The sequence below is a fragment of the Lysobacter yananisis genome, from assembly GCF_031199375.1.
Lineage (GTDB): Bacteria > Pseudomonadota > Gammaproteobacteria > Xanthomonadales > Xanthomonadaceae > Lysobacter > Lysobacter yananisis.
Window position 1 is genome coordinate 1,283,231 of the sequence record NZ_CP133568.1, and the last position, 20,092, is coordinate 1,303,322.

The window sequence follows — 20,092 nt, forward strand, 5'->3', positions numbered from 1 at the left end:
GTGTAATCCCCGGGCGCCGCGCAACATCCGGGTCGGGCGTTGCGCGTACGCAACGCCCACGCCTGCGCGCTCGCCTCGGGCGCGGGGTGTCGCGATTGCGGAACTGAATCGCTCATCGTGCGCCTGGGGCGTCCGGCGGCGCGCGGGCCGCAGGCGCACATGCGGCGCGCCGCCACGCACATGGCCTTCGGCACTGCGCCGCCGGCCGCGCGCTGTTCATATTCAACCCTCGACTGTCACGGAAACGGAGAACCGCCATGCCCATCCATCCGCCCTCGCTCGCGTCGCGTACCGGCCTCGCCCTGGGCCTGTCGCTGGCGCTGGCCGCGCCCGCCTTCGCCGCGAGCGCCGCCTCCGCCGACGGCGAACTGATCCCGCGCTCGGCGCTGTTCGGCAATCCCGAACGCAGCGGCGCGCAGATCAGCCCCGACGGCCGCTACCTGAGCTGGCTGGCGCCGGTGAACGGGGTCATGAACGTGTGGGTGGCGCCGGCCGGCGAACCGGCCAAGGCGCGCGCGGTCACCGACGACGCCGCGCGCGGCATCCGCAGCTACGCCTGGAGCTACCGCAGCGGCACCCTGCTGTACCTGCGCGACAGCGGCGGCGACGAGAACTTCCACCTGTATTCGGTCGATGTCGCCCAACCCGGCGCGGCGCGCGACCTCACCCCGTATCCCAAGACCCGCGCCTCGCTGGTCCGCCTCGCCCACCGCCATCCCGACCGCATCCTGGTCGGCATGAACGACCGCGATCCGAAGTGGCACGACCTGTACGAGGTCGACCTCGGCAGCGGCCAGCGCAAGCTCGCGCTGCAGAACAACGACCGCCTCGCCGGCTACCTCGCCGACGGCGACCTCAACGTCGGCCGCGCCACCCGCTCGCGCGAGGACGGCGGCAGCGAACTGCTCGCCGGCGACGGCAAGGGCGGCTGGAAGGTGGTCGACACGGTCCCGTTCGAAGACAGCCAGACCACCGAGTACGAGGGCTACAGCGACGACGGCCAGCTGCTGTACCTGACCGACTCGCGCGGCCGCGACACCGCCGCGCTGTACGCCATCGACGCGGCCGGCAAGAAATCGCTGCTGCTCGAAGACGCCCGCGCCGACGTCGGCGCGCGCCTGACCGACCCGGTCAGCGACCGGGTCCAGGCGGCCTCGGTCTATTACCTGCGCCAGCAGTGGAAACCGCTCGACCCGGCCATCGGCAAGGACCTGCAGTGGCTGCAGGACAAGCTCGGCGCCGGCGAAGTCTCGGTCGCCTCGCGCAGCCTCGACGACAAGACCTGGGTGGTCGGCTACGGCGCCGCCGAGGAACCCGGCACCACCTATCTGTATCGCCGCGGCGGCGCCGCGCCCGAACTGACCCGGCTGTTCTCCAGCCGCCCGGCGCTGGACGGCCAGCCGCTGGTGCCGATGTGGCCGGTCGAGATCCCCTCGCGCGACGGCAAGACCCTGGTCAGCTACCTCACTCTGCCGAAGAGCGCCGACGCAAACGGCGACGGCAAGCCCGACAAGCCGGTGCCGCTGGTGCTGCTGGTGCACGGCGGGCCGTGGGCGCGCGACTACTACGGCTACAACGCCGGCTCGCAGTGGCTGGCCAACCGCGGCTACGCCACGCTGCGGGTCAACTACCGCGGCTCCACCGGCTTCGGCAAGAACTTCATCAACGCCGGCGACGGCGAATGGGCCGGCAAGATGCACGACGACCTGATCGACGCGGTCGACTGGGCGGTCAAGCAAGGCGTCAGCAAGAAGGAAGACGTGGCGATCATGGGCGGCAGCTACGGCGGCTACGCGACCCTGGTCGGGCTGACCTTCACCCCCGACACGTTCAAGTGCGGCGTCGACATCGTCGGCCCGTCCAACCTGGAAACCCTGCTCAAGACCATCCCGCCGTACTGGGCCAGCATCTTCGAACAGTTCGCCCGGCGCATGGGCGACCCGCGCACCGAAGCCGGGCGCAAGCAACTGGCCGAACGCTCGCCGATCACCCGCGTGGACAAGATCGACAAGCCGTTGCTGATCGGCCAGGGCGCCAACGACCCGCGCGTCAACCAGGCCGAGAGCGACCAGATCGTCGAGGCGATGCGCAAGAAGAACATCCCGGTCACCTACGTGCTGTTCCCCGACGAAGGCCACGGCTTCGCCCGGCCGGAGAACTCGATGGCGTTCAACGCGGTGGCCGAAGGCTTCCTGGCGCAGTGCCTGGGCGGACGCGCGCAGCCGATCGGCGCGGACTTCAAGGGTTCGAGCATCTCGGTGCCGGCCGGCGCGGACGGGGTCAAGGGACTGAGCGAGGCGTTGAAGACGCACACGCAGCAAGTCAAGAAGTAAGCCGCCCGCTCGCGCGCAGGCGGCCGCCGACGGGTCGGCGCCGGACACGGCGCCGGCCCGTCCGGATCGCCCCGGTGCGGCCGCCAACTGCGAACTGGCGTGCAGAACGAAGCAGGCAAACGCCCGCCTGTGCGCCCGGGCATCGTGCCGGCGCGGTTCTTTCTCTACTGTCGGGCGGGCCGGACAGTCGGTCCGGCGTCGAACCGGAGAAGGAATTCGCCATGAAACCATCGACTTGCGCCGCCCTGGCGCTGACCCTGGGCCTGTCGGGCATCGCCGCGGCGGCCGACGGCCCGAGCCGGGCCGCGAACGCGATCGCGCCGCTGTACTGGCATTGCATCTATCAGTCCGAGAACGGCGGCGTGTACGAATTCGTGCAACGCGGCCGTTGCGCCCTGATCGTGAATCACCAGAACTTCGGCCAGCTGAGCTTGATCGACGCTTACCAGGCCTGATCGCCGGCGGCCGGCGCGTTCGCGCCGCAACCGCAACCGCGACAGCAACGGCAACGGCAACGGCAACGAACGACGAAGGGCTCCTCGCGGAGCCCTTCGTCTTGTTGCCTTGGTTTATACGCTTCGCTTACGCGCTGGATTCGTCCGCTGCCTCGGCGAGCGTCGGGCGGCTCAGGCCGCCGCCTTCTTCGACTCGTGGAACTGCTCTTCCTCGGTCGAGCCCTTCAGCGCCACCGTCGAGGACTGGCCGCCCTGGATGGTCTGGGTCACCGCGTCGAAGTAGCCGGTGCCGACCTCGCGCTGGTGCTTGACCGCGGTGAAGCCCTTCTCGGCCGCGGCGAACTCGGCTTCCTGCAGCTCCACGAACGCGCTCATCTGCCGGCGCGCGTAGCCGTGGGCGAGGTTGAACATGCCGTAGTTGAGGCTGTGGAAACCGGCCAGGGTGATGAACTGGAACTTGTAGCCGTAAGTCGCGATTTCCTTCTGGAACTTGGCGATGGTGGCGTCGTCCAGGTTCTTCTTCCAGTTGAAGCTCGGCGAGCAGTTGTAGGCCAGCAGCTTGCCCGGGAACTGGGCGTGGATCGCTTCGGCGAACTTGCGCGCGAACTCCAGATCCGGCTTGCCGGTCTCGCACCACACCAGGTCGGCGTACGGCGCGTACGCCAGGCCGCGGCTGATCGCCTGATCCAGGCCGTTGCGGGTCTTGTAGAACCCTTCGTTGGTGCGTTCGCCGGTGGTGAACGGCTGATCGTTCGGGTCGATGTCGGCGGTCAGCAGGTCGGCGGCTTCGGCGTCGGTGCGCGCGACGATTAGCGTCGGCACGCCCATCACATCCGCGGCCAGGCGCGCGGCGACCAGCTTCTCGACCGCTTCGCGGGTCGGCACCAGCACCTTGCCGCCCATGTGGCCGCACTTCTTGACCGAGGCCAGCTGATCTTCGAAATGCACGCCCGAGGCGCCGGCTTCGATCATGCCCTTCATCAGTTCGAAGGCGTTGAGCACGCCGCCGAAACCGGCTTCGGCGTCGGCGACGATCGGCTGCAGGAAGTCGATGTCGCCGGTACCTTCCGCGCACTGGATCTGATCGGCGCGCAGTAGGGTGTTGTTGATCCGACGCACGACCTGCGGCACCGAATTGGCCGGGTACAGCGACTGGTCGGGGTACATCTCGCCGGCGATGTTGGCATCCGCCGCCACCTGCCAGCCCGACAGGTAGATCGCCTTGAGCCCCGCCTTGACCTGCTGCATGGCCTGGTTGCCGGTCAGCGCGCCGAGCGCGTTGACGAAGTCCTCGGTGTGCAGCGAGTTCCACAGCTTGGCGGCGCCGAGCTTGGCGATGGAGTGTTCGACCGGCACGGTGCCGCGCAGGCGCACCACGTCTTCGGCCGAGTACGGGCGGGTGATGCCGGCCCAACGCGGGTCGGTGGCCCATTCGTGGCGCAGTTGGTCGGCGGTCGGCAGCGTGTGGCTCATGACATCGATTCCTTGCGTGTGGGTCGTAGCGACGTGGGTATGAGGCGAAGCAGGTGTTCGGGAGCCGACTGTAGGAGCGACGCGAGTCGCGACCGCGGGGGCGCACGGTTGCGTCGCAAGCGTGATGTCGCGGTCGCGGCTCGCGCCGCTCCTACAGGGGCTTAATCGATGCGTTCGTAGGCCGGCAGGGTCAGGAACTCGGCCAGCGTCGGCGCATGGGTCAGCTCGTCGAGCATCGCGATGGCCTCGTCGAGCTTGGCCCCGCCCGGCAGCGCGGCGCGGTCGGCGAACTTGCTCGGCAGGCCGATCAGCGCGCGTTCGAGCAGGGCGAAGTCGACCGGGGTGCCATCGTCGAGGAACAGCGACGGCGCGTGCAGCCACTGCCACAGTTGGGTGCGGGCGATTTCGGCGGTGGCGGCGTCTTCCATCAGCCAATGGATCGGCACGCAGCCGCTGCCGTCGAGCCACGCGGCGAGGTAGCGCACGCAGACTTCGACGTTGCCCTCGAACCCGGCGCGGGTGATCGTGCCGAACGACGGCTTGATCAGATCCTCGGCGATGATCAGCACGTCCTCGCGCAGCACGTGCTGCTGGTGCGGGGTCGGCATGCGTTCGTCGAAGATCCGCATCGCCAGCGGGATCAGCGCCGGATGCGCGACCCAGGTGCCGTCGTGGCCGGCGGTGACTTCGCGCAGCTTGTCCGCGCGCACCTTGGCCAGCGCGGCTTCGTTGGCGGCCTCGTCGCCGTTGATCGGAATCTGCGCGGCCATGCCGCCCATCGCGTGCGCGCCGCGCTTGTGGCAGGTCTGGATCAGCAGTTCCGAGTAGGCGCGCAGGAACGGCTGGGTCATGGTGACCTGGCCGCGCTCGGGCAGCAGCTTGTCGCGGTGCGCGCGGAAGGTCTTGAGGTAGGAGAACACGTAGTCCCAGCGGCCGCAGTTCAAGCCGGCGATGCGCGTGCGCAGCGCGTGCAGGATCTCGTCCATCTCGAACACCGCCGGCAAGGTCTCGATCAGCACGGTGACCTTGATCGAGCCCGGCTCCAGCTCCAGCTCGCGCTCGATGTGGTCGAGTGCGTCGTTCCACAGCTGCGCCTCTTCCATCGACTGCAGCTTGGGCAGGTAGAAGTACGGGCCGCGGTCCTTGGCGGCGAGCGCGGCGGCGTTGTGGAAGGCGAACAGGCCCAGGTCGAACAGGCCGCCGGAGACCGGCGCGCCGTCGACGCGCAGGTGCTTCTCGTCGAGGTGCCAGCCGCGCGGGCGCACCATCAGCACGGCCTGGTCTTCGAACGGCTTGAGCGCGTAGCGCTTGCCGGTGTCGGGCGCGGCGAATTCCAGGGTGCCGGCGACGGCGGCGGCGAGCGCGCGCTGGCCGGCGATGAGGTTGGCCCAGGTCGGCGCGGTGCTGTCCTCGAAGTCGGCCATGTAGACCTTGGCCCCGGAGTTCAGCGCGTTGATGACCATCTTCGGATCGACCGGGCCGGTGATCTCGACCCGGCGGTCGAGCAGCGCGGTCGGCAGCGGGGCGACCCGCCAGTTGCCGGCGCGGATCGCGGCGGTGTCGGCGCGGAAGCCGGGCACGCCGCCGGCGTCGAAGAAGGCCTGGCGCTCGCGGCGCGCGGCCAGCCGTGCCTGGCGGGCGGGTTCGAAACGGCGGTGCAGGTCGGCCAGGAACTCGAGGGCGGCCGGGGTCAGCACCTGCTCCTGGCCGGCGGCGCGGCCGCTGAGCTCGATGCCTTCGCCCGGCCCGCGTTGCCCGGGATGGGGTTCCTGCCACTGCGTCATGACTGCCGACATGGTGCGACTCCTGTGGGGGAGGACCGCTCCCAGCGAGCGAGTCCCTGGACCAGACCATGCGGCGGCGTGTTGTATTTGACAATCAAGTTTTTTCAATGCATATCATTTGCTTAGCTTATATATGGAATTCACGTGACTTCGACGCGTTCGCTAAGTCCGCGATTTGCCTACAAAAGCGACAAGCTCAAGCCGCTGCGCGCGTTCTGCCAGACCGCGCGCCTGGGCTCGGTCTCACGAGCGGCTGAGGCGCTCTACCTCAGTCAGCCGGCGGTGACCCTGCAGTTGCAGGCGCTGGAACGCGAAATGGGCGTGCGCCTGCTCGAGCGCAGCGGCCGCCGCCTGGCCCTTACCCGCGAGGGCGAGGCGCTGTACGAACTGGCCCGCCCCCTGGTCGAGGGCCTGGACGGGCTGGAGGGCGTGTTCCGCGAGCGCATCCGCGGCCTCGACGCGGGCGAGCTCAACGTCGCCGCGGGCAGCTCGACCATCCTCTACCTGCTGCCGAAGATCGTCGAAGCCTTCCGCGCCGCGCATCCGGAGGTGCGGCTGACCCTGCACAACGTCACCGGCGCCGGCGGCCTGGACCTGCTGCGCTCCGACGGCGTCGACCTGGCGGTGGGCTCGATGCTCGACGTGCCCGGCGACCTCAGCTACGCCCCGGTCTACCGCTTCGAGCCGATGCTGATCGCGCCGCGCGACCATCCGCTGGCCCAGCTCGAAACCCTCACCCTGCAAGACCTGAGCCCGTACGGCCTGATCCTGCCGCCGCAGCGCCTGACCACGTACCGCATGGTCGACCTGGTGTTCCAGCAGAACCGCGTGCCGTACACCGTGGCGCTGGAAGTCGGCGGCTGGGAGGTGATCAAGCAATACGTGGCGATGGGCCTGGGGATCAGCATCGTCACCGCGATCTGCCTGACCGAGGCCGACCGCGCGCGGCTGTCGGCGCGTTCGCTGGCCGAGTATTTCCCGTCGCGCAGCTACGGCGTGGTGGTGCGCAAGGGCAAGTATTTGTCGCCGCAAGCGCGGGCGTTCACCGAGCTGATCCAGCCGGCGTTGTTCGAGCGTGGGGATTACTACGCGACCGGCCAATCCGATCGCTGATTGAATGCTTCCTGTAGGAGCGACGCGAGTCGCGACCGCGGGGTCGCAAGCTCGCGTCGCAAGCGCGGTGTCGCAGTCGCGACTCGTGACCGAAGGAAATCCCTTTGGGGCGTCGCTCCTACAGGGAGCCCTCGTCGCTACGCGGCCTGCAAAAGCCCCTCTCCCGCTTGCGGGAGAGGGGTTGGGGTGAGGGCGAACGCCCGCAGTCCCGTCAGTACCGCGCGCTCACCTTAACGCCCGAGAACGCGCTCGCCGCATGCACGGCCACATACACATACCCCGCCGGCGGATTGGCGATCGTCACCGATTCCGCATTGCCGGCCTTGGCCGAGCGGTACTGATACGAATCGCGCGAGGGCCAGCTGCCGGCGCTCACGTACAGATCCGCGTTGCCGCTGCCGCCGGCGGTGTCGATACGCAGTTGGCTAACGCCGGCCGGCAAGTACAGATAGAAGTAAGCGTAGTTGCCCACCGTGGCCGCCGCATTGCTGCGCGAACAATTGCGGCCCAAGGTACGCGCATCGCTGCCGGCGCACTCCGGCAGGCCCGGTTCGCTGACGCTGATCGAGCGCGTGGCGGTGGCGGTGGCGCCGCGGTCGTCGGTGACGGTCAGGGTGACGGTGTAGCTGCCGCCGGCCGCGTAGGTCTTGCTCGGGTTCGCCGCAGTCGAGCCGGTGCCGTCGCCGAAGTTCCAGCTGCGCGCGACGATGCGGCCGTCGCTGTCGCTGGAGGTGTCGCTGAAGTTCACGCTCAGTCCGCTCGCGGCGACGCTGAAGTTCGCCGTCGGCGGCTGGTTCGGGGTGCCGCCGCAGCCGCTGCCGGCCGGGTCGGCCACGCACGGCAGCCAGGCCTTGAACGCAGCGTCGTTGCTCTGGCCGATGCCGGCCATGTAGGTCGCGTAGCCGGTGTAGTCGCCCGGACGGAACTTGGCCAGGATCGCGTTCACCTGCGTGCGCCGCTGTTCGAACATGAAGCGCACCGCCAGGTAGCCCCAGCGATAGACCCGGTTGGTGCCGCTGTCGTAGTCGTTGGCGTAGACCGTGCTCAGCGCATAGGTGCCGCGCGCGGCCTCGGCGATGGCGCCGTCGTTGGCGACCTCGCGATACTGGTAGGACAGGTACTCGGCGAAGCCTTCCACCCACCACACGGTCTTCTGCCGCATCGCCGCCTGGAAGTCGCCCCACATGTTGAAGCGGCCGTCGAGGTAGTGGACGTATTCGTGGGTCAGGTTCCAGATCTCGAAGTTCGGGCGCAGCCACTCGGCCTCGTAGGCGATGAAGCGCGCCTGATTGCCCGGCGCCGACGGATCGCCTTCCAGGTACATGCCGCCGTTGTTGGTGTCGATGCCGAAGATCGCGCCGGCGTAGATGCCGTAATCGTCGCTGCTGTCGAACACCGCCATTTCCAGGCTGGCGTTGTTGTCGCCGGCCACCGGCACGCCGCCGGTGGCGAGTTCGCGGTGGAAGTAGGCTTCCTGTCCGGCGACGGTGGCGCAGGCGCCGGCGAGTTCCGACGCGCTCATCTGCTGCGCGCGCAGGGTCAAGGTGGCGCTGCAGGTGTGGCGGATCGGCAACGCCGCCGCTTCCAGCCGCGCCGCGAAATCGCATTGGCCGTAGTAGGCGCAGTTGCCGGCGTCGTAGTACTGCGCCATCTCGCCGATGCCGACCCACAGCCGCGCGGTCGCGCCGGTGATCGCGCTGCGCTCGATCAGCGCCTTGGCGCGCGAACGCGCCAGGGTCTTGAGCGCGCCGTCGTACTGCAGGAAGCGCGCCATCTCGCGCCCGGCGTTGGACACCAGGTAGGCGCGGTCGCCGCCGAGCAGGGCGAAGTTGCGGTTGGCGAAGTTGTACAGCGTGTCGACGATGGAGGTGTCGGACTGCACCAAGGCGCGGAAGGCCGCGTCCTGGTGTCCGCGGAAGGTCACCGTGTAGGCGTTGTTGACCGCGACCTTCATCCAGTAGAACGCGTCGAAGCGGCTGTCGTAGGCGTCGAGCAGGCGCTTGACCACGTACAGGTAGCGCGCGTTCTCGGTGGCGCTGTCGATCAGGGTTACGTACTCGGCGAGGATCTCGCCGTGGGCGTCGTCGACGCGGCCGAAGTTGGCGTTGGCGGCGAACGCGTCCAGCGCCGGGCGGATCGCGTTGCGCAGGTTCGCGCCGTAGCTGCCGACCGCGCTGTCGTAGTACTGCACGTAGTAGCCGGCGCGCAGGAACAGCACCAACTGCAGGGTGCCGGCGTTGTTGGTGCCGTCGTAGGCGCGCGCCGAGGCAGCGAAGGCGTCGGCGACGCTGACCATCTGCGCTTCGCGGAAGGTCGCATAGGCCTGGCTGCCGCTGAGGCCGAACAGTTGGTTGATGCAATCCGGCGCCGCCGCGCGCACCGCCGAGGCCAATGCCGCGCCGCTGAGCGCGCCGAAGCTGGCCGGATCGCAGGCGGCGGCCTTGGTCGAACGCGCGGCGGCCAGCAGCGAGGGACGCTTGAGCGGATCGCGGCGCAGCGCGGCGCCGTCGTAGGCGCTGTCGGCGCGCTCGGGCAACAGCGGTTGCTGCGGCGCGCGCTGCGCCGGCGCCAGCGCACGCGGCTGGCGGTGTTCGCCGAACAGTTGCCGCTCGGTAGCCGGTTGCTTGCGCGCGCCGCCGACGGCGACGCGCGACGCCGCGAACGACGCCGCGCGGTCCGAACCGGGCCGGGATGCGGACGCAGCGACGGACGCGGCGCCCGCCGTCGCCAGGCTCGGCGCAACCGATGCGGCGGGAGGATGGTCGGGCGGGGATTGCAGCGCGGACGGCAGGGCGAAGCTGGCGAACACCGCCAGCGCGGCCGTGCCGGCCAGAAGGGCCCGCAGCGGGCCCGGACGGAACACGAAGGACATCGCGAATCTCCTCGAAGGAAGGACGGCCGCGGCGGCCGCGCAGGGCGCGGGCCGGCGAGCGGGGCTCGCTGCGGCCGGGGACGAATCGGACGACGGCGGTACACAACGGCGATGCGGTGGGCGGCGATTCCGGAAAACGGGCGCGGGCGGCCGCCGCGCGGGACGCGCAGTCCCGTGGCGGCCGCGTCGCCGCGGCCGGCCCGTCTGCGCTGCTCGATTGCTGTCCCGGCCGCCCGGCCGCGTCGCGCCGGCCCATGCCGGCACGGCCGACCCAAGGCCGAACCCGGCATGCGCTGCTTCGACGACGGCCGCCCCTGACGGTTGCGGGCGCCCCGATCGGCCGCGGCCTGCGTGCGGCGATGCGCACGGTTTCAATGGCTGCTAATCGGTATACCGTATACGATATGTGTGGAATCTGTGGCGATTCCGTGACTGCGTTCGTGGCTCGGCATGCCTTCGTTGCCGTTCATCGGCAATGTGTCGGACGTACGCATGACCCATGGACCGCGCTTCTGCGAAGCCCATCCCACTAAAGTACTAAGCGTCCCGCCCGCACTCGCTGCGCAGACGCGATCCCCGCCACATTTCGCACGCAGCCCTTGGATAGACTGGCCGCATGAGCATCCTGCCCCGTTCGCTGTCCGACCAAGCCTTCGAAGTGGTACGCGAACGGATCCTGTCGACCCAGATCCCGCCGTTGGCGCCGATCCGCCAGGAGCTGCTGGCCGAGGAACTGGGCATCAGCAAGATCCCGCTGCGCGAGGCCCTGAGCCGGCTGGAGGAACAGGGCCTGCTGTCCTCGCACCCGAACCGCGGCTTTTTCGTGCCGCCGCTGAGCTCGACCGAAGCCGAGGAAGTGTTCGCGCTGCGCCTGAAGATCGAGCCCGAAGCCGCCGCCCAGGCCTGCCTGGTCGCCTGCGAGGCCGGCCAGGAGGCCGCGCGCGCCGCGTTCGAGGCCTGGGAGCGCTCCGACCACGCCGACCCCAATGCCAGCGTGCGCTGCAACCGCGCCTTCCACCTGGCCCTGGTGACCCCTGGCGGGCGCCAGATCACCGCGCAACTGGTCGAACGCCTGCAAGTGCTGGCCGAGCGCTACGTGCGCAAGCACCTGGAACCGGCCGGACGCGAAGCGCGCGCGGCCAACGAACACCTGGGCATCCTGCAGTCCTGGCTGCAACGCGACGCCGCCCGGGTCGACCAACTGCTGTCGACCCACATCCTGAGCACCTTGCACGACCTGCGCGCGCAACTCGAACAGATCCCGCAGACCGGCCCGACGCTCCCGGATTTCCGCCGCGCCCCACGCCGCCGCCGCGAACCGGCCTGAGCGGACGGGCTTGAGCGAATCGACTTGAGTGAGTTGGCTTGAGCGAACTGGCTTAAGCGGACCAGAGAACGCGACAGGCCCTCGAACGCGCAAGCGCGACAAAGTCAAAATGGATTCCGGCTTTCGCCGGAATGACGGCAGGTGGGGACGTCCTCTCCCTGTCCGTCATTCCGGCGAAAGCCGGAATCCATTTTGGTTTTGCCGTTGCTATTGCCGTTGCTGCGCTTTGCTCCTGGCTTGGACCCAACCTCGAACCAGGCCGCAGTTCCGCAGCCCCGGAGGGCGTGCGCATGGATGCGCACGCGCGCCATGGGGCAGGATGCCCCTTATGGCGCGGCCCCGCGCCCCTTCCGAGCCATAGTGGCTCTTGATCCGAAAAAGATAAGGCCTTTTCTTTGGTTACTTTCTTTGTGGCTTAAGACAAAGAAAGTGACCCGGCCGCTTGCGGACGGAAGCTCTTGATGATCGCTTGTCGTCACAAGTACGCACACGCAAAGACGAACCCCACCGCGGCACGCCCCCTGTAGGAGCGGCGCAAGCCGCGACCGCGCCATCGCGCCTGCAGCGAAAGTTACGGCGTAGTTGCGTTGCCGCGGTCGCGGCTTGCGCCGCTCCTACAGTCGGATACGCATCCTCACGGCCGTCATTCCGGCGAAAGCCGGAACCCATGTTGACGTTGCTGCTGCTTTCGCCGTTATCGATGTCTCGCGCGACGACAAGCCACCATCAAGAGCTTTCGTCCGCAAGCGGCCGAGCTACTTTCTTTTGTCAGCGCGACAAAAGAAAGTAGCCAAAGAAAAACGCTTGTTTAAGGTCAAAAGCCACCAGGTCCAGCACCTTGCGCGGGGCCGCGCCATAAGGGACATCCTGTCCCATGGCGCGCGCGCGCATCCATGCGCGCGCCCTTCGGGGCTGCGGAACTGCGGCCTCATTCGAGGTTGCGTCCAAGCCGAGAGCAAGAGCGAAAGCGAAAGCGAAAGCAATGACCACGGTCGCGCCTCTCGCCGCTCCTACAATCGGGCACGCAACTTCGCCGTCGCCAAAGCCGCAACTCCGCTCACACCGTCCCGCGATTCTTCCCAATGAACGGCCGGCAATACTCGCGAATCCGAAGCATGTCCGCGTCCATGTCCTCGCCCAGATGGAACGCCGGCCCGATTCCGATGACCTTGTCGGGATAATGGAAATACGCCAGCACCACCGGCACATCGGCGTTCTTGGCGATCTTCCAGAATCCCGCCTTCCACTTCTCCACCCGCTTGCGCGTGCCTTCCGGCGCGATGCCGAGCCAGAACTTCTCCGCGCCCTTGATCATCGCCACCGCCTGGTCGATCACCCCGTGGGCGGCGTTGCGGTTGATCGGGATCACCCCGAAGCGGCGCAGCATGAAGCCCACCACCGGCACCTTGAACAGCGATTCCTTGGCGATGATGTTGACGTTCAGGCCCATCGCCGCCTTGGCCGCGAACGCCCACACCCCGTCCCAGTTGGACGAGTGCGGGATGCCGATCAGCACCGCGCGCGGGATGTCGGGGAACTGGCCGACCATGCGCCAGCCGCCCAGGCGCAGGATCGCGCGGCCGAGCCAGCGCGCCAGCCGGCTCGGCTTGACCCGCGGCACGTTGGGCGGCAACGGCAGCACCACCGAGCCGTCGGGCGCGCCCGGCGGATGCTGGAGTTTGGACGCGCCGTGCGGCGTGCCGTCGGTGTGGGTGTCGGGTTCGGCTGACATGCAGTCTCCGTGGGCTCGCGGGTCAATCCCACTCGCGCTGCGAGCGCGCGCGCTTGGTCTGGCTGCGGTCGCGCTTGGCGCCGAGACGGCGCTCCTTGGCGGCGCGGCTGGGCTTGGTGGCCACGCGCGGCTTGGGCGCGCGCAGGCCGCTGTCGACGAACGCGGCCAGGCGCTCGCGCGCGTCCTCGCGGTTGCGTTCCTGGGTGCGGAAGCGCTGGGCGCTGATCACCAGCACGCCGTCGTTGGTCACCCGCCGGTCGCGCTTGGCCAGCAGGCGCTCGCGCACGGCCTCGGGCAACGACGGCGACTGGGCGACGTCGAAGCGCAATTCCACCGCGGTGGCGACCTTGTTGACGTTCTGCCCGCCCGGACCGGTCGAGCGCACGAAGCGTTCGACCAGTTCCGTCTCGGGAATGGTGATGGTCATGGGTTCCTCCCCCGGCGATTGTAGTCGGCGCCGGCCGTTCGTCCATGACAGACCGTCGACAGCGCCCGTCGCCGGCCGCTGCGCGCGGATTGGGCGACGTTGCCGGCGCGATGGCGCCATGTCGTCGCCCTGCCCCGGCCGCGTCGTTGACTCGGCCCGCGCCGCGGGGGGACCATGGCGATCCACACCCGATGTGTGCGACCCCCTCGATGCGATCCAAGGAGGACCCCGCATGAAGCGCCCATCCCGTCCGTTCGCCCCGCGCGGCCTCGCCGCGCCGGCCCTGCGCTTGCTCGCTCTGGCGGTGCTGGCCGCCGCCGCGCCCGTCGCCGGCGCCCAGGTCGATCAACGCTACGACCCCGCCAACGTCAACAGCCGGGTCAACAATCCGGTGTTCCAGCGGCAAATGCGCCAGTCGGCGCAGTCGGTCGCCGAAAGCCTGGTCGGCCGCTCGGCCAACGCCACCGACCAGCGCATCCTCGGCCAGTTCGACCAGGTCCAGACCCAGGCCCTGAACCAGATGCAGAACGCCCTGGACCGCATGCCGCAGCCCGACCCGCGCTACGGCCAGCCAGGCGAGCAGGAGCTCGACGAGCGCACGATCCAGCAGATGCAGCAAACCCCGGAGGGCCGCTACGTGCTCGAGCAGGTGATGGCGGAACGGCGCCGCGGCGGCGGCGTGCAGCGATATCCGCAAGCGCAGGCGCAGTACCCGCAGCAGCAGTACCAGCGCGCGCCGCAGGCGCAGAACGACTACGACCGGCTCTACCAGCAGGCGTACCCGGACGGCATGCAGGGTCCGGGCCAGAGCCGCGGCGGCTACCCGCAGCCGCAGTCCTCGACCGGGCGTTCGCTCGGCGGCGCGTTGCTGCAGGACATCACCAACGCCGCGATCCAGCGCTCGATCGGGCCGCGGGTGCAGGTCCAGGGCAATCCGTACTACTACCAACAGCAGCAGGGCCGCCGGCCCTGATCGCCGCGGCGACAGGTCGCGGCGGCTGAGCGGAAAGCATCGGGCCTGAAGGCCCTGCCACGAGTTCGCTTCGGGCCCGAAGGCCTGCCGGCGACTGGTGGCAGGGCCTTCAGGCCCGATGCTTTCCGCTCCGCCGCTACGCCCCCTCGCCGCCCTCGAACAACGCCAGCGCCTTGGCGAATTCCGCGTCCGCCGGCGCCATCGCCTCGACCCGCTCGCCGCTGTGCGGATGCACGAACGCCAGCCGCTGCGCGTGCAGCAGCATGCGGTGGATGCCGAGCATGCGGAAACTGCGGTTGTGGCGGCCGTCGCCGTGGCTGGTGTCGCCGATCAGGTGATGCGAAAGGTGCTTGAGATGGCGGCGGATCTGGCGGAACCGCCCGGTCAGCGGCTGCGCCCGCAGCAGCGTGTAGCGCGAGGTGTCGAAACCCGCGGACGCGATCGCCAGCTCGGTCCGCGCCAGCACCGCGAAGCGGGTCTGCGCCGGCTTCTTCAGCGGCTTGCCGGGGCCGCCGTCGAGATCGTGGTCGACCTCGAACGCATCGTCCGCCGGCCAGCCGCGGCACACCGCCAGATAGTCCTTTTCCACTTCGCGCGACATCAGCACCTTGCCCAGCGCCGAGGCGGTATCGCGGTCGAAGGCCAGCAGCAGGCAGCCGCTGGTGGCGCGGTCCAGACGATGGACCAGGAAGATCGGCCGGCCGAACTGCTCGCGCAGGCGGTCGGCGGCGAAGTCGGTCTCGCCGCGCGCCAGCGCGCTGTCGTGAACCATCAGCCCCGCCGGCTTGTCGATGATGGCCAGGGCCTGGTCGGCGTACAGCACCGGCAGGCCGCCGGCGGTTGCGGCGTCGGCGGTCGCGGTCGCGTCGGTGTGCGGAATGAGTGAACTGAACATCGGATGCATTCGCGGCGGACGCCGGCTGGGGTGGTCTGTTCTCATTGTCGTCTATGCCTGGGGGCGCCGCAGCCCCGTCTTTTTTCGCCGCCCCGGTGTTCGCGCCGGAACGGCTTTTCCGCCAGGAGTGTCCATGCCCGTCGCACCGTCCCGCCGCCCGCACCGCCGCCTCGCCCTGCCGCTCGCCCTCGCGCTGGGCCTGGCCGGCCTCGGCGCCCACGCCCTGGCCTACGCCGACGCCGCGCGACCGCCGCGGGGCGCGACCGCCGGCCCCTGCGTGGAAGGCATTTGCGAGTACCGCCTCGGCAACGGCCTGCGCGTGCTGCTGTTCCCCGACGCCAGCCGGCCGACGGTGACCGTGAACCTGGTCTACGCGGTCGGCTCGGCGCAGGAGAACTACGGCGAGACCGGCATGGCCCACCTGCTCGAGCACATGCTGTTCAAGGGCACCGCGACCCAGCGCGACATCCCCGCGCAGATGAGCAAGCGCGGCATCGACTACAACGCCACCACCGCGCTGGACCGCACCAACTACTACGCCTCCTTCCCCGCCGACGAGGCGACGCTGGACTGGCTGCTCGGCCTGGAAGCCGACCGCATGGTCAACTCGACCATCGCCAAGGCCGACCTCGACAGCGAGATGACCGTGGTCCGCAACGAGATGGAGGCCGGCGAGAACAGCCCGTTCCGCGCCCTGTACGAACGCGTGCGCGCCACCGCTTATCTGTGGCACCACTACGGCCAGAGCACGATCGGCGCGCGCAGCGACGTCGAGCACGTGCCGATCGAGCGCCTGCGCGGCTATTACCGCACCTGGTACCGGCCCGACAACGCGACCTTGGTGATCGCCGGCCGCATCGATCCGCAGCGCACGCTCGACGCGGTCGCGCGCCGCTTCGCCGGCGTCGCCAAACCCACGCAGCCGCTGCCGGTCTTCTACACCCGCGAACCGGCGCAGGACGGCGAACGCGAAGTGACGGTGCGCCGGGTCGGCGACGTGCGCCTGTTGATGGCCGCCTATCACACCCCCGCCGCCACCCACGCCGACGCCGCCGCGCTGCAGGTGCTCGACGACGTGCTCGGCCACGTGCCCGGCGGGCGCCTGCACAAGGCGCTGGTGGAATCCGGGCTGGGCGAGAGCATCGGCTCGGACAGCGATTCGCTGCGCGATCCCGGCCTGTTCGGCGCGCAGGTCGCGCTGGCCAAGGGCGGCGACGCGGCCAAGGCGCAGCAGGCGTTGCTGGCGCAACTGGAAGGCATCGCCCAACGCCCGGTGACCGCGGCCGAGGTCGATGCCGCCCGCCAGCGCCTGCGCAACGGCTACGAGTTGGCCTACACCAACGTCTCCGGCGTCGCCCTGGGCCTGTCGGACCCGATCGCGGTCGGCGACTGGCGGCTGTACTTCCAGCGCCGCGACGCGCTGGAGAAGGTCGACGCCGATGCGGTGAACCGGGTCGCGCGCACTTACCTGCGCGCGAGCAACCGCACCCTGGGGCGGTTCGAACCCAGCGACGCGCCCGAGCGCGTCGAGGTGCCGCAGGCGCCTGACGCGGCCGCCGCGCTGCAGGGCTATGTCGGCAAGGCCGCGGTCGAAGCCGGCGAACAGTTCGACCCCAGCCCGGCCAACATCCAGTCGCGCACCCAGACGGTCGTCATCGACACCGGCGTCGGCCGCGGCCTGCGGCTGGCGCTGCTGCCGAAGAAGAACCGCGGCAACACGGTGACGTTCTCGGCCAACTTCCGCTTCGCCGACGCCGACGCGCTGCGCGGCCGCGAAGTCGCCGCGACCCTGGCCGGCGCGATGCTGATGCGCGGCGGCGGCGGGCTCAGCCGCGAACAGATCGACGCGCGCTTCCAGGCGCTCAAGACCGCCGCGCGCGTCGGCGGCGGCCCGCAATCGGCGTCGATCGGCCTGACCACGCGCCGCGACCAATTCGCCGACGCGCTGGCGCTGGCGGCGAAGTTGCTGCGCGAACCGGCCTTCCCCGAAGGCGAATTCGAGCAATACCGGCGCCAGGCGATCACCGCCGTGGAAGCCTCGCGCCAGGAGCCCGGCACCCTGGCCGGCCAGGCCATGGCCCGGCACTTCGACCCGTGGCCGGCCGGCCATCCGCTGCGTTACCGCGACCTGGACGAATCGCTGGCGGCGCTGAAGAGCGCCAAGCTCGACGACTTGCGCGCGTTCCATCGCGAGTTCTACGGCAGCGCCGAGGGCGAGATCGCGGTGGTCGGCGACTTCGATCCCGAGGCGGTGAAGCGCCAGGTACAGGCGTTGTTCGCGGCTTGGAAACCGGGTCATGCGTACGCGCCCATCGCCACCGCCTACACCGCGGTCGCGCCCGAGCGGCGCGCGCTGGAAGCGCCGGACAAGGCCAACGGCGTGCTGCTGGCGCGCGCCAACGTGTCGCTGAAGGAGACCGACGCCAACTACCCGGCGTTGGTGGTGGCCAACTACATCCTCGGCGGCGGCGGCATGAAGTCGCGCTTGAGCGACCGCATCCGGCAGAAGGACGGGCTCAGCTACGGCGTGGGCAGCGACCTGGACGCCGACGCCAGCCGCGACGGCCGCGACGACGCCGGCGCCTGGACCGTGCAGGCGATCGCCGCGCCGCAGAACCTGGACAAGGTCGAGGCGGCGATGCGCGAAGAATTCGCGCGCTTGATCGCCGCCGGCGTGGACGCCGCGGAACTGCGCGACGCCGTATCCGGCCTGCTGACCCAGCGCCAACAGGCGCGCGCCTCGGACGGCACCGTCGCCGGCCTGCTCGGCCGCAACCTGTTCTTCGACCGCACGATGCAGTTCAACGCGGATCTGGATGCGAAGTTCAAGGCGTTGACGGTGGACGCGGTGAACGCGGCGATCCGGCGGCATCTGAAGCCGGCGGACTTCAGCGTCTACCTGTCGGGGGATTTCGCGGCGCAGGGGAAGGCGCCGGCGGGCAAATAAGCTCGCCGGCTTGTGCGGCGGCGGTAGCCGTCGTCGCGCAAGCACGTGCTGTTGCTGTTGCTGTTGCTCGTGCTCGCCCTTGAATTCCAGCGCAGCCCTGCAGACCCGGAGGGCGCGCGCATGGATGCGCGCGTGCGCCATGGGACAGGATGTCCCTTATGGCGCATCCCCGCGCCGGGTGCTGGACTTAGTGGCTTGTGACCTTAAACAAGCGTTTTTCTTTGGCTGCTGGTCTCTAACCTCAAGTGCATCACCTCAGTGAGGCACTGTGAATGGGCCAGCAGTATTCACATCTGAGCGCAGAAGAGCGCGGGGCCATCATGGTCTTGATCGCCCAAGGGGCGAGCGGACGGCAAATCGCCCAGACGTTGGGTCGGGCGCAAAGCACAATTGCTCGCGAGTTGCGCCGTAATGGGTTTCGGTCCCATTCGGGGCCGCCGCTGCGCGGACGCCCCCGTTTCGACCCTGGCTACGATGCGACCCGGGCGGGCCGGCGGGCCCAGCGACTGCGGCGACGGGCGCGGGTGCGCCGCAAGCTGCGACGCGACACCGTGCTGTGGCGACGCGTGCGCTATTGGCTGGAACGGTGCTGGTCGCCGCAACAGATTGCCGACAAACTGCGGGATCTGTACCCGGACCGGCCCTGGCTGCGCGTGTCGCACGAAACGATCTATACCGCGATTTATGCGATGCCGCGCGGCGAATTGCGCCGCCAGGTGACCCGTCTGCTGCGACAGGGGCGCAAGTCCGGCCGCCGCACGCGCCAGGGAAGCGACGCCCGCGGCCATCTGCCGGATCTGCCCAACATCCGCCTGCGGCCGCCGGCCGCGCATGAGCGCCTGATGCCGGGGCATTGGGAGGGCGACCTGATCGTGGGCGCGCACAACCGCTCGGCGATTGGGGTATTGGTCTGCCGCCGCACCTTGTACGTCAAGCTCGCCGACGCGACCGCGCACACGGTGCTGGAGGCCTTCAGCTCGGCGTTCGAAGGTGTGCCGGAAAGTTTGAAGAAGACCTTGACCTACGACCAGGGCAAGGAAATGGCATCGCATCGGCAGTTGAGCGAACGCACTGGTTTAGCGATCTACTTCGCCGCCCCCCATAGCCCGTGGCAACGCGGAACCTGCGAAAACACCAACGGCTTGTTGCGGCAATACTTTCCCAAGGGCACTGATTTGTCGGTGCACTCTGCGCAGCGCCTCAAAGAGGTGGCGTGGGAAATGAACAACCGCCCCCGCCGTAGCCTGGGCAGGCGCTCGCCCGTCGAGGTGCTCTATGAGGAACTCAAAAACCCGCGGGCGCAGGGTGATGCACTTGGACATTGACTCCGCCGCTACTTTCTTTTGTCGCGCTGACAAAAGAAAGTAGCTCGGCCGCTTGCGGACGAAAGCTTTTGATGGTGGCTTGTCGTCGCGCGAAACATCGGTAACGGCGAATGCGGCAGCAACGTCAACATGGGTTCCGGCTTTCGCCGGAATGACGGCCGTAGGGTCGCGTATCCGACTGTAGGAGCGGCGCGAGCCGCGACCGCGACAACGCAACTACGACGAAACTTTCGCAATCGCCGCGATGGCGCGGTCGCGGCTTGCGCCGCTCCTACAGGGGGCGTGCCGCGGTGGGCGCTACTTTTTCGTGTGGCTACGGGTGACGACAAGCGAACATCAAGGGCTTCCGTCCGCAAGCGGCCGGGTCACTTTCTTTGTCTTAAGCCACAAAGAAAGTAACCAAAGAAAAGGCCTCTTCTTTTTCGGATCAAGAGCC

At 69.1% G+C, this 20,092-nt stretch carries 14 protein-coding genes; 7 read left to right on the plus strand and 7 right to left on the minus strand.

What is annotated here, in order from left to right; translation table 11 throughout:
• Positions 1 to 257: 257 nt before the first annotated feature.
• Together RDV84_RS05480 and RDV84_RS05485 are read left to right on the plus strand one after the other, a co-directional pair.
• A complete protein-coding gene (locus RDV84_RS05480; protein WP_309152712.1) occupies positions 258 to 2,333 on the plus strand; it encodes a S9 family peptidase in 2,076 nt (691 codons plus the stop codon).
• Between the two features lie 221 nt (positions 2,334 to 2,554).
• Positions 2,555 to 2,788: a hypothetical protein gene (locus RDV84_RS05485; protein ID WP_309152713.1), complete on the plus strand. Its 234-nt coding sequence runs from the start codon at positions 2,555 to 2,557 to the stop codon at positions 2,786 to 2,788.
• A gap of 171 nt (positions 2,789 to 2,959) precedes the next feature.
• On the opposite strand, the gene aceA is transcribed toward RDV84_RS05485, so the two are convergent.
• Both aceA and aceB read right to left on the minus strand, forming a co-directional pair.
• Positions 2,960 to 4,261 (minus strand): isocitrate lyase, encoded by a 1,302-nt coding sequence (aceA, locus tag RDV84_RS05490; RefSeq protein ID WP_057945882.1) that lies wholly within the window; start codon positions 4,259 to 4,261, stop codon positions 2,960 to 2,962.
• A gap of 161 nt (positions 4,262 to 4,422) precedes the next feature.
• Entirely contained in the window at positions 4,423 to 6,057 is a 1,635-nt protein-coding gene (gene aceB, locus RDV84_RS05495; protein ID WP_425606304.1) for a malate synthase A, read from the minus strand.
• Positions 6,058 to 6,189: 132 nt separating this feature from the next.
• On the opposite strand from aceB, the gene RDV84_RS05500 reads away from it, so the two are divergent.
• On the plus strand, positions 6,190 to 7,158 hold the full coding sequence (locus RDV84_RS05500; protein WP_123645800.1) for a LysR family transcriptional regulator: 969 nt from the start codon (positions 6,190 to 6,192) through the stop codon (positions 7,156 to 7,158).
• Between the two features lie 211 nt (positions 7,159 to 7,369).
• Here the strand turns inward: RDV84_RS05500 and RDV84_RS05505 are convergent, their stop codons facing one another.
• Positions 7,370 to 10,030, minus strand: a complete 2,661-nt coding sequence (locus RDV84_RS05505; RefSeq protein ID WP_309152714.1) for a collagenase — start codon at positions 10,028 to 10,030, stop codon at positions 7,370 to 7,372.
• Between the two features lie 616 nt (positions 10,031 to 10,646).
• Between RDV84_RS05505 and RDV84_RS05510 the strand changes: the two genes are divergently transcribed.
• Positions 10,647 to 11,357, plus strand: a complete 711-nt coding sequence (locus RDV84_RS05510) for a GntR family transcriptional regulator (protein WP_309152715.1) — start codon at positions 10,647 to 10,649, stop codon at positions 11,355 to 11,357.
• A 768-nt stretch (positions 11,358 to 12,125) separates the two neighbouring features.
• On the opposite strand, the gene RDV84_RS05515 is transcribed toward RDV84_RS05510, so the two are convergent.
• From RDV84_RS05515 to arfB, 3 genes are all read right to left on the minus strand, one after another.
• Positions 12,126 to 12,248, minus strand: coding sequence for a hypothetical protein (locus tag RDV84_RS05515; RefSeq protein ID WP_309152716.1), 123 nt, complete (start codon positions 12,246 to 12,248; stop codon positions 12,126 to 12,128).
• A 166-nt stretch (positions 12,249 to 12,414) separates the two neighbouring features.
• Positions 12,415 to 13,089 (minus strand): 1-acyl-sn-glycerol-3-phosphate acyltransferase, encoded by a 675-nt coding sequence (locus RDV84_RS05520; RefSeq protein ID WP_078999963.1) that lies wholly within the window; start codon positions 13,087 to 13,089, stop codon positions 12,415 to 12,417.
• A gap of 22 nt (positions 13,090 to 13,111) precedes the next feature.
• Positions 13,112 to 13,516: an alternative ribosome rescue aminoacyl-tRNA hydrolase ArfB gene (gene arfB / locus RDV84_RS05525; protein ID WP_057945878.1), complete on the minus strand. Its 405-nt coding sequence runs from the start codon at positions 13,514 to 13,516 to the stop codon at positions 13,112 to 13,114.
• 232 nt (positions 13,517 to 13,748) lie between these two features.
• Here arfB and RDV84_RS05530 point away from each other — a divergent pair, with 232 nt between their 5' ends.
• Entirely contained in the window at positions 13,749 to 14,489 is a 741-nt protein-coding gene (locus RDV84_RS05530; RefSeq protein ID WP_309152717.1) for a hypothetical protein, read from the plus strand.
• 136 nt (positions 14,490 to 14,625) lie between these two features.
• Here the strand turns inward: RDV84_RS05530 and RDV84_RS05535 are convergent, their stop codons facing one another.
• On the minus strand, positions 14,626 to 15,384 hold the full coding sequence (locus RDV84_RS05535) for a pseudouridine synthase (protein WP_309152718.1): 759 nt from the start codon (positions 15,382 to 15,384) through the stop codon (positions 14,626 to 14,628).
• A gap of 133 nt (positions 15,385 to 15,517) precedes the next feature.
• Between RDV84_RS05535 and RDV84_RS05540 the strand changes: the two genes are divergently transcribed.
• Together RDV84_RS05540 and RDV84_RS05545 are read left to right on the plus strand one after the other, a co-directional pair.
• Entirely contained in the window at positions 15,518 to 18,331 is a 2,814-nt protein-coding gene (locus tag RDV84_RS05540; RefSeq protein ID WP_309152719.1) for a M16 family metallopeptidase, read from the plus strand.
• Between the two features lie 272 nt (positions 18,332 to 18,603).
• Complete coding sequence (locus tag RDV84_RS05545; protein WP_309152673.1) at positions 18,604 to 19,656, plus strand: IS30 family transposase; 1,053 nt, start codon at positions 18,604 to 18,606, stop codon at positions 19,654 to 19,656.
• The last annotated feature ends 436 nt before the right edge of the window (positions 19,657 to 20,092 follow it).

Coding starts and splice junctions, on each gene's coding strand:
- RDV84_RS05480 (WP_309152712.1), top strand. CDS start 258: ATGCCCATCCATCCGCCCTCGCTCGCGTCGCGTACCGGCCTCGCCCTG.
- RDV84_RS05485 (WP_309152713.1), top strand. CDS start 2,555: ATGAAACCATCGACTTGCGCCGCCCTGGCGCTGACCCTGGGCCTGTCG.
- RDV84_RS05535 (WP_309152718.1), bottom strand. CDS start 15,384: ATGTTCAGTTCACTCATTCCGCACACCGACGCGACCGCGACCGCCGAC.
- RDV84_RS05530 (WP_309152717.1), top strand. CDS start 13,749: ATGAAGCGCCCATCCCGTCCGTTCGCCCCGCGCGGCCTCGCCGCGCCG.
- RDV84_RS05510 (WP_309152715.1), top strand. CDS start 10,647: ATGAGCATCCTGCCCCGTTCGCTGTCCGACCAAGCCTTCGAAGTGGTA.
- arfB (WP_057945878.1), bottom strand. CDS start 13,516: ATGACCATCACCATTCCCGAGACGGAACTGGTCGAACGCTTCGTGCGC.
- aceB (WP_425606304.1), bottom strand. CDS start 6,057: ATGTCGGCAGTCATGACGCAGTGGCAGGAACCCCATCCCGGGCAACGC.
- RDV84_RS05505 (WP_309152714.1), bottom strand. CDS start 10,030: ATGTCCTTCGTGTTCCGTCCGGGCCCGCTGCGGGCCCTTCTGGCCGGC.
- RDV84_RS05520 (WP_078999963.1), bottom strand. CDS start 13,089: ATGTCAGCCGAACCCGACACCCACACCGACGGCACGCCGCACGGCGCG.
- RDV84_RS05540 (WP_309152719.1), top strand. CDS start 15,518: ATGCCCGTCGCACCGTCCCGCCGCCCGCACCGCCGCCTCGCCCTGCCG.
- RDV84_RS05545 (WP_309152673.1), top strand. CDS start 18,604: ATGGGCCAGCAGTATTCACATCTGAGCGCAGAAGAGCGCGGGGCCATC.
- RDV84_RS05515 (WP_309152716.1), bottom strand. CDS start 12,248: ATGCGCGCGCGCGCCATGGGACAGGATGTCCCTTATGGCGCGGCCCCG.
- aceA (WP_057945882.1), bottom strand. CDS start 4,261: ATGAGCCACACGCTGCCGACCGCCGACCAACTGCGCCACGAATGGGCC.